Source organism: Cupriavidus sp. LA-1 (assembly GCF_055385985.1).
The window spans coordinates 3833757-3849478 of the sequence record NZ_AP031387.1; the positions used below are offsets into that span (position 1 = coordinate 3833757).

12 protein-coding genes are annotated in these 15722 nt (G+C 69.0%); 3 read left to right on the forward strand and 9 right to left on the reverse strand.

Going from position 1 to position 15722, the window contains the following annotated elements:
* Positions 1-3153, reverse strand: coding sequence for an efflux RND transporter permease subunit (locus ACZ5MJ_RS17980; protein ID WP_464221185.1), 3153 nt, complete (start codon positions 3151-3153; stop codon positions 1-3).
* 71 nt (positions 3154-3224) lie between these two features.
* Positions 3225-4472 carry an efflux RND transporter periplasmic adaptor subunit gene (locus tag ACZ5MJ_RS17985; RefSeq protein ID WP_464221186.1) on the reverse strand — a complete coding sequence of 416 codons (1248 nt, stop codon included), beginning with the start codon at positions 4470-4472 and terminating at the stop codon, positions 3225-3227.
* A gap of 615 nt (positions 4473-5087) precedes the next feature.
* Here ACZ5MJ_RS17985 and ACZ5MJ_RS17990 point away from each other — a divergent pair.
* Complete coding sequence (locus ACZ5MJ_RS17990) at positions 5088-5831, forward strand: TetR family transcriptional regulator (RefSeq protein ID WP_464221187.1); 744 nt, start codon at positions 5088-5090, stop codon at positions 5829-5831.
* Between the two features lie 19 nt (positions 5832-5850).
* Here ACZ5MJ_RS17990 and ACZ5MJ_RS17995 read toward each other — a convergent pair whose 3' ends face one another.
* Entirely contained in the window at positions 5851-6945 is a 1095-nt protein-coding gene (locus tag ACZ5MJ_RS17995; RefSeq protein ID WP_464223753.1) for an ABC transporter substrate-binding protein, read from the reverse strand.
* A gap of 285 nt (positions 6946-7230) precedes the next feature.
* Between ACZ5MJ_RS17995 and ACZ5MJ_RS18000 the strand changes: the two genes are divergently transcribed.
* A complete protein-coding gene (locus ACZ5MJ_RS18000) occupies positions 7231-7905 on the forward strand; it encodes a response regulator (RefSeq protein ID WP_464221188.1) in 675 nt (224 codons plus the stop codon).
* Positions 7905-9380 (forward strand): sensor histidine kinase, encoded by a 1476-nt coding sequence (locus ACZ5MJ_RS18005; protein WP_464221189.1) that lies wholly within the window; start codon positions 7905-7907, stop codon positions 9378-9380. Before ACZ5MJ_RS18000 ends, ACZ5MJ_RS18005 begins: the two co-directional genes overlap by 1 nt.
* Positions 9381-9395: 15 nt before the next feature.
* On the opposite strand, the gene ACZ5MJ_RS18010 is transcribed toward ACZ5MJ_RS18005, so the two are convergent.
* The 6 genes from ACZ5MJ_RS18010 to ACZ5MJ_RS18035 all read right to left on the reverse strand — a co-directional run bounded on the left by ACZ5MJ_RS18010 (position 9396) and on the right by ACZ5MJ_RS18035 (position 15541).
* Complete coding sequence (locus ACZ5MJ_RS18010) at positions 9396-10865, reverse strand: dihydrolipoyl dehydrogenase family protein (RefSeq protein WP_464221190.1); 1470 nt, start codon at positions 10863-10865, stop codon at positions 9396-9398.
* A 65-nt stretch (positions 10866-10930) separates the two neighbouring features.
* A complete protein-coding gene (locus tag ACZ5MJ_RS18015) occupies positions 10931-11827 on the reverse strand; it encodes a patatin-like phospholipase family protein (RefSeq protein WP_464221191.1) in 897 nt (298 codons plus the stop codon).
* Positions 11828-11843: 16 nt separating this feature from the next.
* Positions 11844-12257 (reverse strand): PaaI family thioesterase, encoded by a 414-nt coding sequence (locus ACZ5MJ_RS18020; protein WP_464221193.1) that lies wholly within the window; start codon positions 12255-12257, stop codon positions 11844-11846.
* 50 nt (positions 12258-12307) lie between these two features.
* The gene (locus ACZ5MJ_RS18025) at positions 12308-13366 is read right to left on the reverse strand and encodes an AbrB family transcriptional regulator (protein WP_464221195.1); all 1059 of its coding nucleotides are present in this window, start codon (positions 13364-13366) and stop codon (positions 12308-12310) included.
* A 145-nt stretch (positions 13367-13511) separates the two neighbouring features.
* Positions 13512-15026, reverse strand: coding sequence for a tripartite tricarboxylate transporter permease (locus ACZ5MJ_RS18030; protein WP_464221196.1), 1515 nt, complete (start codon positions 15024-15026; stop codon positions 13512-13514).
* A gap of 41 nt (positions 15027-15067) precedes the next feature.
* Complete coding sequence (locus ACZ5MJ_RS18035; RefSeq protein ID WP_432258746.1) at positions 15068-15541, reverse strand: tripartite tricarboxylate transporter TctB family protein; 474 nt, start codon at positions 15539-15541, stop codon at positions 15068-15070.
* Positions 15542-15722: the final 181 nt, after the last annotated feature.

Consider the following 15722-nt stretch of genomic DNA (forward strand, 5'->3'; position numbering starts at 1 on the left):
TCAGATTTCCTCTTTCGGCTCGTGCCACTTCTGGTCCAGCATGCGCTGGCGGGCATTGCCCTTGAAGCGCTTGCGCACCACGACGAAGAAGACCGGCACCAGGAAGATCGCCAGCACCGTGGCCGTGATCATCCCGCCCATCACGCCGGTACCGATGGCGCGCTGGCTGCCCGAGCCCGCACCGCTGGCGATCGCCAGCGGCAGCACGCCCAGGATGAAGGCCATCGACGTCATCAGGATCGGGCGGAAGCGCAGGTGCACCGCTTCCAGCGTGGCTTCGATCAGGCCCTTGCCTTGCGCCTGCAGGTCCTTGGCGAATTCCACGATCAGGATGGCGTTCTTCGCCGACAGGCCGATGGTGGCGATCAGGCCCACCTTGAAGTACACGTCGTTGGGCATGCCGCGCAGCGTCACGCCGAGCAGCGCACCCAGCACACCCAGCGGCACCACCAGCAGCACCGAGAACGGGATCGACCAGCTTTCATACAGCGCGGCCAGGCACAGGAACACGATGATCAGCGACAGCGTGTACAGGATCGGTTCCTGCGAGCCGGCCAGGCGTTCTTCATACGACTGACCGGACCACTCGAAGCCGAAGCCCGGCGGCAGCTTGGCGAAGTTCTCTTCCATCACGCGCATGGCTTCACCGGTACTGCGGCCCGGCGCGGCCTGGCCCGCCAGCTTCACCGCCGGCATGCCGTTGTAGCGCTCCAGGCGCGGCGAGCCCATCACCCATTTGGACGTCGCGAACGCGGCAAATGCCACCATGTCGCCGTTGCTGTTGCGCACGCGCAGCTTGGTCAGGTCGTCCGGCAGGCGGCGGTCGGCGCCTTCGGCCTGCACGATCACCTTGCGCACGCGGCCTTCATAGATGAAGTCGTTGACGTAGTTCGAGCCGAACGCGATCGCCAGGGTCGAGTTGATGTTGGCAACGCTTACGCCGAGGGCCTTGGCCTTTTCACGGTCGATGTCGATCTGCAGCTGCGGCGCGTCTTCCTGGCCTTCCGGACGCACGCCCATCAGCACCGGGCTCTTGGCGGCCATGCCCAGCATCATGTTGCGCGCTTCCATCAGCTTGGCGTGGCCCTGGCCGGTGCGGTCCTGCAGGCGGAAGTCAAAGCCCGAGGAGTTGCCCAGCTCGGAAATCGCCGGCGGGTTGAGCGGGAAGATGATCGCGTCCTTGATGAACGACAGCGCGCCGAAGGCGCGGCCGACCAGTGCCTGCGCGGTCTCGTTGGCGCCGGTGCGCTCCTTCCAGTCCTTCAGGCGCACGAACGCGATACCGCCGTTCTGGCCGCGGCCGAAGAAGGAGAAGCCCGCCACCGTGATCATCTGGTCCACCACCTTGCTTTCCTTCTGCAGGTAGTAGTCCTCGATCTGCTTGAGCACGCCGATGGTACGGTCCTGGGTCGCGCCGTTGGGCAGCTGCACCACGGTGATCATGTAGCCCTGGTCTTCGTCAGGCAGGAACGACGACGGCAGGCGCTTGAACAGCACCACCACGCCGACGATGATGACCGCGTAGATGATCAGGTAGCGGCCCGTGCGCTTCAGGACGCGCGCCACCACGCCCTGGTAGCTGGTGGAGGCGCGCGCGAAGGTGCGGTTGAACCAGCCGAAGAAGCCGGTCTTCTCGTGGTGATGGCCTGCCTCCACCGGCTTGAGCAGCGTTGCGCACAGTGCCGGGGTCAGCGTCAGCGCCAGCAGCGCCGAGAACGCCATCGAGGCGATCAGCGACAGCGAGAACTGGCGGTAGATATTGCCCACCGAGCCCGAGAAGAACGCCATCGGGATGAACACCGCGGTCAGCACCAGCGTGATGCCGATGATGGCGCCGGTGATCTGGCCCATGGCCTTGCGCGTCGCTTCACGCGGCGACAGGCCTTCCTCGCTCATGATCCGCTCGACGTTCTCGACCACCACGATGGCATCGTCCACCAGGATACCGATGGCCAGCACCATGCCGAACATGGTCAGCACGTTGATCGAGAAGCCGAAGGCCAGCAGCGCGCCGAAGGTACCCAGCAGCGCGATCGGCACCACCAGCGTCGGGATGATGGTGGCGCGGAAGTTCTGCAGGAACAGGAACATCACCAGGAACACCAGCACCACGGCTTCGAGCAGGGTCTTGATCACTTCCTCGATCGAGATCTTGACGAAGGCAGAGGTGTCGTACGGCACCGAGTACGCGTAGTCCGTCGGGAAGTTCTTGGACAGCTCTTCCATCTTGGCGCGCACCGCGGTGGCGGTGGCCAGCGCGTTGCCGGTCGGGGCCAGCTTGATGGCGATGGCCGCCGACGGCCTGCCGTTGGTGCGGGCCAGCGTCGAGTAGTCGGCACCGCCCAGTTCCACGCGGCCCACGTCCTTGATGCGCACCGACGACCCGTCCGGGTTGGTGCGCAGCAGGATGTTGCCGAACTGCTCCGGCGTGGTCAGGCGGCTTTCGGTGGTGACGGTGGCGTTGAGCTCCGTCCCCTTGGGCGAGGGCGTGCCGCCCAGTTCGCCCACGGCGACCTGGATGTTCTGCTCGCCCACCGCGGCGGTGACGTCGGTCGGGGTCAGGTTGAAGCCGGTCAGCTTGGCCGGGTCCAGCCAGATCCGCATGGCGTACTCGGTGCCGAACAGGTCGGCCTGGCCCACGCCCGGCACGCGGCGGATCGAGTCGATCACCTGCGCCGAGATATAGTTGCCGAGCTGGATCGCGTCGGCCGTGCCGGACTTGGACGACACGGTCAGGAACATCATGTAGTTGTTCCCGGCCTTGTCCACGCGCACGCCCTGCTGGCGCACTTCGGCCGGCAGGCGCGCTTCCACGCGCTTGAGGCGGTTCTGCACCTCGACCGAGTTCAGGTCGATGTTCGAACCCGGCGCAAAGGCGATGGTGATGCTCGCCAGGCCGGACGACTCGCTGGTGGAGTTGTAGTAGAGCAGGTTGGGGGCGCCGTTAAGCTCCTGCTCGATCACCGAGGTGACGGAATCCTCCAGCGTCTTGGCCGACGCACCCGGATAGGTGGCGGTGACCGAGATCGTCGGCGGGGCGATGTTCGGGTACTGCGCGATCGGCAACTGCAGGATCGACAGCACGCCGCCCAGCACGATGATCAGCGCGAGCACCCACGCGAACACCGGCCGGTCGATAAAAAACTTGGCCATAAAACTGGCTCCCTTTGGTCTGGCGGTCTAGCCGGTCTGGCGGTCTAGCCGTATTTGCCGGTTTGCCGGGTTCAGCCTTTGCTGGCGTCAGACTTGGCTTCGGACTGGGCCTCGGTCTTCGGGGCCGAGGCCGGGGCTGCTGCCGAGGCCGGCGTGGCGGCCGGCGCCGAGGCCCCGGCCGCGACGAACGGCACTGGCCTGGCGGGCGCGCCCACCTTGATCTTCTGCAGGCCCTCGACGATCACCTTCTCGCCGCCCTTCAGGCCCTCGGTCACCACCCAGCTGTCGCCGACGGCCTGCGGTGCCTTGACCGGCACCGCCTCGACCTTGCCGTCCGTGCCCACCACCATCACGCTGGCACCCTGCGCGCCGCGGATCAGCGCCCGCTGCGGCACGGTCAGCGCGTTCTCGTCCACGCCCTGCTCGATCTTCACGCGCACGAAGGTGCCCGAGAGCAGTTCGCGCTTCGGGTTCGCGAACTGCGCACGCAGCGTGATCGCGCCGGTGGTCGGGTCCACGGTCATGTCGGAGAACAGCAGCTTGCCGGTTTGCTCGTATTCCCGGCCGTCTTCGACGTACAGGTGCACCTTGGCGCCGCCGTTCATGCCCTTGACCGCGCCGGACTCGATGGCGCGGCGCAGGCGTGTGACTTCCGAAGCCGGCTGGGTAAAGGTGACCCACATCGGGTCGACCTGCTCCACCAGCGCCAGCTTGGTCGCCTCGCCCTTGCCTACCAACGCGCCCTCGGTCACCAGCGCACGGCCGGCGCGGCCGCTGATCGGCGCGGTCACGGTGGTGTAGCCCAGGTTGATCTGGGCGGTGCGCACCGCCGCCTTGGCCGAGGCCACGTCGGCGTTGGCCTGGCCGGCAGCGGCCACGGCGTCGTCGTACTCCTGCTTGCTGACCGCGTTGACGGCCACCAGCGGCTTGTAGCGCTCGGCCTTCAGGCGCGCCGACACGGCGTTGGCCTCGGCGCGCTGCAGCGCGGCCTGGGCCGAAGCCAGCGTGGCCTGGTAGGGCGCCGGGTCGATGCGGAACATCACCTGGCCGGCCTTCACTTCGCCGCCTTCGGTGTAGTTGCGCGACAGCACGACGCCTTCGACGCGAGCACGCACTTCGGCCGTGCGCACGCCTTCCAGGCGGCCCGGCAATTCATTGACGACGGAGACCGGCGACGGCGTCACGGTCACGACGCCCACTTCGGGCGGGGGCGGGGCGCCGCCCGCGGCCTTCTTGTCGCCGCAGGCGCTGAGCGCCACGGCCGACAGCGCCGCTAGTGCATAGGCTGCAACGCAACTGATACGTTGGGACTTCCTCATCGATAACCCCATGATGGCAATTTGAGATCTGCCGCATTGCCCCGAACTGTCCATCAGACAAACAGGAACGACACAGCACGCCGCACGGTTTGCGGCGGACAAAAGCGTGATGCTAGCCACAATTCACGGCGTCGCGGTGACGATTGCGACGAACGGCGGCTTTTATGTAACGACTGGATTAATGACCGGCTGGCCTGCGGCTGGGATTGCCAGCTGTGCTGGGTATGTCACAGAAGGCGGCTGGCCGAATGCCGGGCAAGCGCGTATTATATATACATTCAAGCATGTATGTTAAGTTGATGTTGCGAAAGGGCCTTTCGGCGCACAACCCTGCACCCCAAGGCCGCGGCAATACGGATCCCGACGCCGGTCAATCCATCGGATCGGTCCGAAATGCCCTCAATTCGCCCGGAATCACGGCGCAAACCGCCGGCTCGGGTTAGGATGCGCGCCGTCGTGTCGGCTCGCAGACTTGCAGGCATATTTCATGTGACGACAACGACCCGCCGGCGCATGCGCCGGCCCGTGCGGCAGCCAGGGCAGCCGCACCCAGGGAGAACCAACAAAGCTGGCCATGACTGACGCATCGTCATGCCGCCGGCACCAGAGACAAAAATGGTCAGACGCACCAAGGAAGAGGCGCTTGAAACGCGCCACCGGATTCTCGACGCGGCCGAAGCCGTGTTCCACGCCCGCGGCGTGGCACGCCCGTCGCTGGCCGACATCGCCGAAGCGGCGGGTGTCACGCGCGGCGCGATCTACTGGCACTTCAAGAACAAGAGCGATGTGTTCGCCGCCATGTGCGACCGCGTCCACCTGCCGGTGGAAGCGCTGTGCGACCCCGAGCGGCTGGCGCGCCAGGAAGACCCGCTCGGCGGCATCCGCGACATCTGCGCCTATGTGATGCGCCAGACCGTGATCAACCCGCGCTGGCGCCGGGTCTTCGAGATCATCTTCCACAAGTGCGAGATGGTGCAGGACAACGGCGCCATCTTCGAGCGCCAGCGCCAGTCGCACCAGGAGGGCCTGGTCAAGATGCGCGAACACCTGCGCCTGGCCCTGGAACGCGGCCAGCTGCCCGCCGACCTGGACCTGGACCTGGCCGTCAATGCCTTCCATGCCGCCATCGGCGGGGTGCTGGCGCACTGGCTGTTCTCGCCCCCGGACTTCGACCTCGACGCCAACGCCGAGCGCCTGTCCGACGCCTTCATCGATACCCTGAAGTTCTCGCCGGCGCTGCGCCATGGCTATGTGCCGCGCCCGATGGCGGAGCTGGACCAGGAACTGTCCACGCTGTGCCAGCAGGCCTGCCCCGGCGTCCAGAAGGTCGGCCTCGATACGGGCGACCTGGTGCCCTGAGCCCGCCGGCGCTGTCGTTCTACCCGCGCATGGCCTCGCGCCAGCGTGCCAGGAACGCGCGCTTGCGCATCGCGTCCTGCGCCGCCAGCAGGCCCGGGCCGACGCTGATCGGCCTGAGCGCGTAGCCCAGCCGCTCCGACAGCGCCGCCGCGGTGTGCACGCTGTCGGTATCGGTGCGGATGGTATAGAGCTGCGAGGTCGACCCGGCCAGCAGCGCCTGGCCTTCGCGCGACAGCAGGTAGTCCAGCCACAGCCGCGCCGCATTGGGCCGCGGCGCGCGCCGGGCGATAAAGGCCACCCGCGACATCACCAGCGTATAGTCGCGCGGGGCGATCACATCGATGGCCGCGCCGCGCTCCATCAGCGACAGCGCATACGGACCCAGCAGGTTGTAGCCCATCACCAGCTCGCCGCTGGCGATGCGCTCGATCATCTCGGCGGTGGACGCCGACAGCTGCACCCCGGCGCGCCCCAGCGCCTGCGCCAGGTACCAGAACTCGCTGCCCATGCGTGCGTCCTGCTGCGCCAGCAGATAGCCCACGCCCGAACGCTCCACGTCATACGTCACCACCTTGCCGTGCCAGCGCGGCGTATTTTCCTGCAGCAGCCGTGCCAGCCCGCTGCGGCTGCGCGGCGGGCGCATGCCGGCCAGGTGGCGGCGGTTGTAGACGATCACCGCGGGCTCGAAGGTGGTGCCCCAGGCCTCGTCGCGCCACACCGCCCAGCCAGGCAGGCCGGCGCGCTCGGGCGAGGGGTAGCGCTGCGCGTGGCCGTCATTGACCAGCTTGATCTGCAGGTCCATGGCCGTGCTCCACAGCACATCGGCAAAGGCCGCATCGGGCGCGGGCGGCTTGCCGGCCAGCGCCGCGGTCTCGGCCAGGAAGCGCTGGTTGAGTTCGACCGTGTTGAGATCCTGGTAGTGCACGCGGATGCCGGGGTAGCGCGCCTCGAATGCCGCGATCAGCGGGCGCGCCACTTCCAGGTCGGTCGACGCATACACCGTGACCATGCCTTCGCGCAGGGCGCCGGCAATGGTGGCGTCATACCCCGACGGATACCCCGGCGGCGCTGCCGGCGGCCTAGACTGGGCATGAAGGGGCCACGCGGCCGGCAACGCGGCGCCGGCCAGCAGCGATGCGCCCAGCAGGCGGCGGCGCTGGCCCGAGGCGGGCGGCTCGCAAGTGAACGGCAGGGGCGGACGCGTGGGCACGGTGGTCGGGAAGGGGCGGCTGCCTGTGGAATGATGCTGGCGCGCCGGGACTGGCGGGGCGGAGGTATTATAGGCGCCCGCGGCGGGCACGCTCCATCGGTGCAGCCCCCTGTTGTCCGGACGCTTTCCGTGCGTCTTCCCGCCGCCGCAACCGAAACAAGGACCCAACCGGCAGAGGAGGAGACCGGCATGCGCATCCTGCTGGTGGAGGATGAAGTCGAACTGGCACGCTGGGTCGCCCGCGCGCTGGAGCAGGGCGGCTTTGTGATCGAGCACGTCGCCGACGGGCTGCAGGCCGAGGCCCGCCTGCAGGCGGAGGAATACGACGCGGTGCTGCTCGACCTGCGCCTGCCCGGCAAGGACGGGCTGGCCGTGCTCAAGTCGATGCGCGTGCGCGACGACCGCACCCCGGTGCTGATCCTGACCGCGCAGGACACGCTGGATGAACGCGTGCGCGGCCTGAACCTGGGCGCCGACGACTACCTGCCCAAGCCTTTTGCCATCGCCGAGCTGGAAGCACGGCTGCTGGCACTGATCCGCCGCAGCCGCGGGCGCGCGCATCCGCGCCTGCAATGCGGCACGCTGGTGTTCGACGGCGAGACCCGCAGCTTCACGCTGGACGGCGCGCCGCTGGCGCTGACCCCGCGCGAATCGACCCTGCTGGGCGCGCTGCTGGCGCGCAGCGGCCAGCCGCTGACCAAGGCGCAGCTGCTCGACAAGGTGTTCTCGCTCGACGCCGACGTCTCCCCCGACGCGATCGAGGTGCTGGTCTACCGGCTGCGCAAGAAGCTGGCCGGGCATGGCGTCACCATCGTCACCCTGCGCGGCTTCGGCTACCTGCTGGAGCCCGAGGCCGGGCGCTGATGCGCTGGCGCATGGGCCCGCGCCATCCGGTGCTGCTGTGGCGCCGCGGCAGCCTGCGCCGGCAGCTGCTGTTGCTGCTGGTGCCGGCACTGGCGGCGATGATGGCGATCGACACCTGGCTCACCTACGGCACCCTGCGCGACGCCGCCAACACGGCTTATGACCGCTCGCTCTATGGCTCGATCCGCGCCATCGACAACGCCATCGGCATGGCCGGCGACAGCGTCCAGCTGACCCTGCCCGACGCCGCCATGGAAATGTTCGAGACCGCGGCGCAGACCCATGTGTTCTACCGCGTGTCGACCGAGCGCGCCGGCCGGGTCGAGACCGTCACCGGCTACGACGACCTGCCGCTGCCGGCCGGCAACCTCGTCAGCAACCAGCCACGCTTCTACGACGCCGAATACCGGGGCGATGCCGTGCGCATCGCCGCCATGGCGCGGTCGGTGTACCGGCCCGATGCGCACATGCGCGTGATCATCCAGGTGGCCGAGACCGCCGAGCCGCGCACCGCGCTGATCGGCTCGGTCTGGCGCAGCGCGCTGGCGCGCGACCTGCTGCTGATCCTGCTGAGCGCCGCCATCCTGGTGGGCGGCGTCACCTACGTGCTGCGCCCGCTGGCGCGCGTGCGCGACGATGTCGAAGCGCGTTCGCCGGACGACCTGACGCCGCTGGCGTTCGAGCGCGTGCCCGCCGAGGTGCGCCCGCTGGTGGACGCGGTCAACCTGCACGTGTCGCGCTCGGCCGCGATGGCGCAGTCGCAGGCCCAGTTCATCGCCGACGCCGCGCACCAGCTGCGCACGCCGCTGGCCATCCTGAAGACCCAGGCCGAATATGCCCAGCGCCAGCTGCACGCGCCCGACCCCGAGGCCGCGCGCCAGGCCGCCGGCGAGGCCGTGGGCGGCATCGTCACCCAGCTGGAGCAGGCCGCGCGCCTGACCAACCAGCTGCTGGCGCTGGCGCGGGTACGCCAGCACCCCGGCGACACCGCGCAGCCGGGCGAGGCCAGCGACGGCATCGACATCATCGACGCCGTCACCGTGGCCGAGCAGGTCGCGCTGGACTACCTGCCGCTGGCGCGCGGCAAGCAGCAGGACTTCGGCTGGGAGCCGGTGCCGGGGCTGAAGCTGCCGGTGCGCGCCGATGCCGCGCTGCTGCGCGAGGCGCTGGCCAACCTGGTCCACAACGCGATCCAGTACTCGCCGCGCGGCAGCCGCATCACGCTGTCGGCCACGCGTGCCGACCACACCGCCTGCCTGGTGGTGGAAGACGACGGCCCGGGCATTCCGGCCGAAGAGCGCGAGAAGGTCTTCGCGCGCTTCTACCGGCGCGTGGGCAATGCGGAGCCGGGCTCGGGGCTGGGCCTGGCGATCTCGCGCGAGATGGCGGCGCGGTTTGGGGGCACGGTGGAACTGGGCGAGGGCCTGCAGGGCACCGGCGTGCGCGCGGTGCTCAAGCTGCCTGTCGGGGAATGACGCGGCGAATAGCCCCTAGCCGAACAACTCCTCCGCCACCGTCGGGTGCACCTGCAACGTGGTCTGCAGGTGCGACTCGCGCACGCCCAGGCGCAATGCCACCGCCAGCGTCTGCACGATCTCGGGGGCGGCGTCGTCCATCAGGTGCGCACCCAGCACGCGCCCGCTGCGCGCGTTCAGCACCAGCTTGAACATCGACTGATGCGCCGTGCCGCCAAAGCGGTTTTCCAGCGAGACAAAGCGCTTGACCACCGTGCGGACGCGCTCGGGCTTGCCGGTGGCCTCGATCGCCTGGGCCTCGGTCAGGCCCACGGCGCCGATGGCGGGCTCGCAGAACACGGCGGTGGGAACAAAGTCGAAATCGGCACGCTCGCTGCGCCGGCCATACAGGCGGTCGGCCAGCCAGCGGCCCTGCGCTGTGGCCACCGGTGTCAGGTGCAGGCCGTCGATGGCGTCGCCGAGCGCGTAGATGCCGCGCACGCTGCTGCGGAACTGGCGGTCCACGCGGATGCCGCCCCGGTCGCCAAACGTGACGCCAACCGCTTCCAGCCCAAGGCCCTGCACGTTGGAAATGCGCCCGATCGCCGCCAGCACGGCCTGGGCGCGTACCGTCTCGGTCTGGCCGGGCCGGTCGGTGGGGCGGTAGCAGACTTCCACCGCGCCGTTGGCCTGGCTCAGCAGGTGCGCGCGGGCGTTCAGGTGCAGCCGCACGCCGCGCGCCACCAGCGCATCGGCCAGCGCCGCGGAGATGTCGTGGTCGAAGTGCGGCAGCACCCGGTCGCCCGCGACCAGCAGGTCGACCTTGACGCCGTAGCGCGACAGGATCGAGGCCTGCTCCACGCCGATATAGCCGCCGCCGAGGACCGCAATCGACCCCGGCAGGCTTTGCCAGGTGAAGACATCGTCGGAGCTGGCGGCAAGGTCGCCGCCGGGCACATCCAGCGTGCGCGGATGCGCGCCGGTGGCAATCAGGATGCGGCGCGCGTTGATGATCTCGTCGCCGACGCGCACTTCGTCGGGGCCGGTGACCAGCGCATCGCCGTGCAGCACCTCGACGCCGGACTCGGTCAGGCGCTGGGTGTAGCCGACGTTCAGCCGCGCGACTTCGGCGTTGACGCGCACGATGGCGTCGCGCCAGTCCTCGTGCCCGCCGGTATGCGACAGGCAGCCCGACAGGATCGCCGACCAGCCCGCGCCGTAGGACAGCATCTTCTTGGGCACGCAGCCGCGGTTGACGCAGGTGCCGCCGATGGCGTCGCGCTCGACCAGGATCACGCGCGCGCCGTGCGCGGCCGCGCGCCGCGCGCAGGCCACGCCGCCCGAGCCGCCGCCGATCACCACCAGGTCTGCCTTGCGTACCTTGTCGTTGCGGCGCGCGCGGCCATTGCGCACGCGCGGCACCTGCTCCACCGGCGGCGCCGCGCTCACTTCGCGGGCGCGCCGCGGTTCCCTGGCCCCGGCGGGGGTTGTCTGGCGCTTAGTCATCCATGCCTCCTGTCGCGGCACGCGGGCCGCATCGACAACAATCAGGCCAGCGCCAGAAACGGAAACTAGGCGGCCGGCCGCAGTTCGGTATTCAGGATCGACGGCCACTCGCGCAGGAACGTTTCCCCGTCGCGGCGGCCCAGCTCGTAGGCGTGCGTCATGGCATCGGGCCGGGTGTAGTCCCAGCTCGAAATCGGCACGCGCTGCGAGGGCTGCAGGTACAGGCGGCGCTGGCCGCCTTGCTCAAGCACGAAACGGCGCGGGCGCGGGTACAACCGCGTGACCAGCACCAGCACATTGCCCGGCGCGGCATCGAGCGCGTCCACGGGCACGTTGTCGACCAGCCCGCCGTCCAGCACCGGGCGGCCGTCGCGGCGCAGCACCGGCGTGAACGGCGGTGTCGAGGCCGACTGCAGCAGCAGGTCGGCCAGCTGCTCGGGCGAGGCGCAGTCCTGCGCGCGCACGAACTCGGGCCGGAAGCCCAGCTTGCGCCCCAGCCGCGGGTGCAGCGTCTTGAACACATGCTTGTCGATGTTGTACGCCAGCAGCCCCGCGGCCACCGCCAGGCGCGGGCCGCTCCAGCGCGGGATATGCGCCACGCCGATGCGGATCTCCGGCGCCTGCTGCAGGTGCGCGAGGCGCCCGTCGGCAAAGATCGTCAGCAACGCCGTGCGGTAGATGCCGTAGTGCGGGAACACGCGCTCGTTGCGCAGCAGGTTGCCCCAGTAGGCATTGCGGCGGTTGTTGGCCAGCACCTCGCGGTAATAGTCCATGGTCTGGTGCGAATCATGCGCATAGACCATGCAGGCCGTCGCCGCGCCGGCCGAGATCGCGGCGATCACGCGCGGGCGCAGCTGCAGTTCGGGCGCGACCGTGTCCCACCAGCCCGCCTGCCACCAGCAGCGGTTGCCACCGCCGGCAAAGACGATCTGGTCGAAGGGATTGGCGTAGCCGGAATGCATGGGAATCCGATGTGAATCAGAGCAGTGCGTACGTGGTGGTGGCCTGCACCGCCAGCTTGCCGTCGGCACCGGTCAGCTCGATCTCGCCGAACACCACGGTCTTGCCCAGGCGCAGCACGTTGGCGCGCACCAGTACGTCGCCGTCGATCACAGGGCGCATGAAGTTGGTGGTGAGCGTGACCGTGGTCATCGGGCGGAAGGCGCCCAGCGCGCTGGCCACGGCGACAATCATGGCGGTATCGGCGGCGGACATCAGCACCTGGCCGCAGACCACGCCGCCCGCATGGCGGAACGATTCGCTGAACGGCAGGCGCAGCGTCACGCCCTGGGCATCGACGGCTTCGGCGCGCAGGCCAAGCTGGCGTACCCATGGCGCCAGCACGCGCTCGAGCGTGGCGTCGATATCGGCAAGGGTCAGGGCTTCGGGCATGGTGCTCCTGGTTCTGGCTGGCCGCACCGCAGCCGCCCTGTGGCGGACCGCTACTCTGTCTCCCCCGGCGCGACGCGATGTTTGAGGCAATGATACAGGGGCCCGGTGGCCAGCACCACGAAGGCCATCCGGATCACATGGAAGGCCGTCACCAGCGGCACCCCCACCTCCAGCACCTTGGCGGTGATGCACATCTCGGCAATGCCGCCCGGCGTGGTACCCAGGATCACCGTGGCCGGGTGCGCGCCCGACAGCGCCGACAGCCCCCAGCCGACCAGCGCCGACACCACCAGCGCCAGCACCGTGTACAGCGCCACGCCGGACAGGAAGCGCGGCGCGGTATGCAGGAATTCGCGCGAGAAACGCACCCCCAGCGACACCCCGATCAGCAACTGGCCGGTGCGGCTCATCCAGGTGGGGATGGCCGACAGCTCGATACCGGAAGCCGTCAGCACCGCCGCCGCCAGCAGCGTGCCGATCACGAACGGGTTGGGCATGTTCAGCCGCTTCACCAGCAGCGCCACGCCCAGCGTGATGGCAATCAGCGCCAGCAGCCCCGGCGCGCTGACCACGCGCGGGCCCGGGATATAGGGATCGAGCCCGTGGATGCCGCCGTACTGGAAGATCGCCGGCACGGTCACCACCACCATCAGCACCCGCAGCGAATGCGCGGCCGCTACCTGGTCGATGCGCGCGCCGTTGCGCTCGGCCAGGTTGGCCATCTCCGAGGCACCGCCGATGGCGGTGGAGAAGAACGCGGTCTTGAAGGCCACGCCGGTGGTCCGCTGCAGCAGGATGGCGCCGCCCGCGCCCAGCAGCAGCGCGAACAGCGAGCCGGCGACGATGTAGGGCAGGTACTCCACCAGCCGCGCAACTACGTCGGGCGTGAAGTAGAGCCCGAGCGACGCGCCGATCACCCACTGGCCCGCATTGCGCGCCTGCGTCGGCGCCCGCAGGTCGGCCCCGGCCATGCGCGCGGTGGCCACGGACAGCAGCGGGCCGATCATCCACGGCAGCGGGGTATGCAACGCGGTACAGAGCAGGGCGGCGGCGAGCCCGAGCGCCAGCGTGGGCAACGCGGACAGCCAGCGGTTGGAGAAGAGACGCATGGTTCAGCGGCCTGGCGCGGGCGGCACCGGCGGCTTGTTGTTCTGGAAAACGGACGATGAAAGACAAGAGGCCCGCGCGCCGTTGGCGTGCGGGCCTCGCAAAGCTTAGCGCAAGATCGCGCGCATCATGCGGCCTGATGCGGCCTTATGCTGCATTGTCGGCCTGCACATGCGCCGAGGTGCGGGTCGCGTGCCAGCGCAGCAGGCGCGGGATCACCACCACGGCCACGGTCAGCGCCAGGATGGTGGCCGAGATCGGCTGGCGCAGGAACAGGGTCCAGTCGCCCTGGCCGATCGACAGCGCGTTGCGCAGCTGCTTCTCGGCCATCGGCCCCAGGATCATGCCGACGATCACCGGCGCGGTCGGGAAGTCGAAGCGGCGCATCACCATGCCCAGCAGGCCAACCACGAACAGCAGCAGCAGGTCGAACCACGACTGGCGGATGCCGTAGGCGCCCAGGCCCGCGAAGATCAGGATGCCGCCGTACAGCAGCGGCGTGGGCACGCGCAGCATGCGCACCCACAGCCCGATCGCCGGCAGGTTCAGCACCAGCAGCATGACGTTGCCGATGTACAGCGATGCCAGCAGGCCCCACACCAGGTCGCCCGAGGTCTGGAACAGCATCGGGCCCGGCTGCAGGTTGTAGTTCTGGAACGCGGCCAGCAGGATCGCGGTGGTGTTCGAGGTCGGGATGCCCAGCGTCAGCAGCGGGGCCAGCGTGGCGGTCACGGCGGCGTTGTTGGCCGCTTCCGGGCCGGCCACGCCTTCGATGGCGCCGACCCTGCCGAATTCATCCTTGTGGTTCGACAGCTTCTTCTCGGTCGCATACGACAGGAAGGTCGGGATCTCGGCGCCGCCGGCGGGAATCAGCCCGAACGGAAAGCCGATGACGGTGCCGCGCAGCCACGCCGGGACCGAGCGCTTCCAGTCCGACTTGTTCATGTGGACCGAGCCGAGCTTGTTGAAGGTGCCCTCCGGCTGCGGGAAGAACGCGTTGAACAGCGCCTCGCCCACGGCAAACAGGCCCACCGCCACCACCACGATGTCGATGCCGTCGTACAGCTCCTGCACGTTCATCGAGTAGCGCGTCTGGCCCGACAGCGAATCCATGCCGATCAGGCCGATGCCCAGGCCCAGGAACAGGGCGGTCATGCCGCGCAGCAGCGACGAGCCCAGCACGGCCGAAACCGTGGTGAACGCAAGCAGCATGATCATGAAATACTCGCCCGGGCCAAACTGCAGCGCCACGTCGGCGGCCACCGGCGCGAACATCGACAGCAGCACGGTGGCGATGGTGCCCGCCACGAACGAGCCGATCGCGGCGGTGGCCAGCGCCGGGCCAGCACGCCCGTTCTTGGCCATCAGGTTGCCTTCCATGGCCGTGACCATGGTGGAAGACTCACCCGGGGTGTTCATCAGGATCGAGGTGGTCGAGCCGCCATACATGGCGCCGTAGTAGATGCCGGCGAACATGATCAGCGCGGCGGTGGGTTCCACCTTGGCAGTCAGCGGCAGCAGCATCGCCACCGTCAGCGCGGGGCCGATGCCGGGCAGCACGCCGATGGCGGTGCCGAGGAAGCAGCCCACCAGGGCCCACATCAGGTTGACGGGCGTGATGGCAACGGCAAAGCCGTGCATCAACAGGTTCAGGGTATCCATTCGGTGACTCCTTGCTGGACGGGCGGGCTCGGAAGCCGGCTTCAGAAGCCAGCAATAGGCAGCAGCGGCAGGTTGATGCCGAGCAGGAATTCAAACAGCGCCCACATCGGCACCGTGATGCACAGGCCGATCAGCGCATCGCGCACGATGCGGCGGCTGCCGTAGCCGCGCGCCACGCACACCATCAGCAGCGTGGAAGCCAGCACGAAGCCAAGCGTGCCGATCAGCGCCATGTTCAGCACCAGGCCCGCGGCCACCCACAGGAAGCCGCCGAAGTTGTGCGGCGCGTCGGGCAGCTCGGCGTCTTCCTCAGGCATGTTGCGGAAGCCGCCGCGAACGCCCTGCCAGGTCAGCAGCGCGCCGCACACGGCCAGGCCGACGGCCACCAGCGTGGGCACGAAGCGCGGCGACAGGCCGGCATAGCCCTCCTCGCCGGAGATGCCGGACAGTCCGAGGAAGAAGAACAGCGAGATCGCCAGCACGGCAATGCCGATGGCGAGGTGCGACGGTTTCATGGAGACTCCTTGGCCTTTGTCGCCAGCAGGGGCGCTGGCGTCCGCGACGCTGGCTTGATTGCCCGCGCGGCGGCAAGGCCCGGCGACATATGGTTTATTTGTCTGGTATCGCAGGTGGACACCGGGCCCTGCGCCGTTTTCCTGCCGCCGGGTTCACCGGCGGGTTCGGCAGGCACGACAG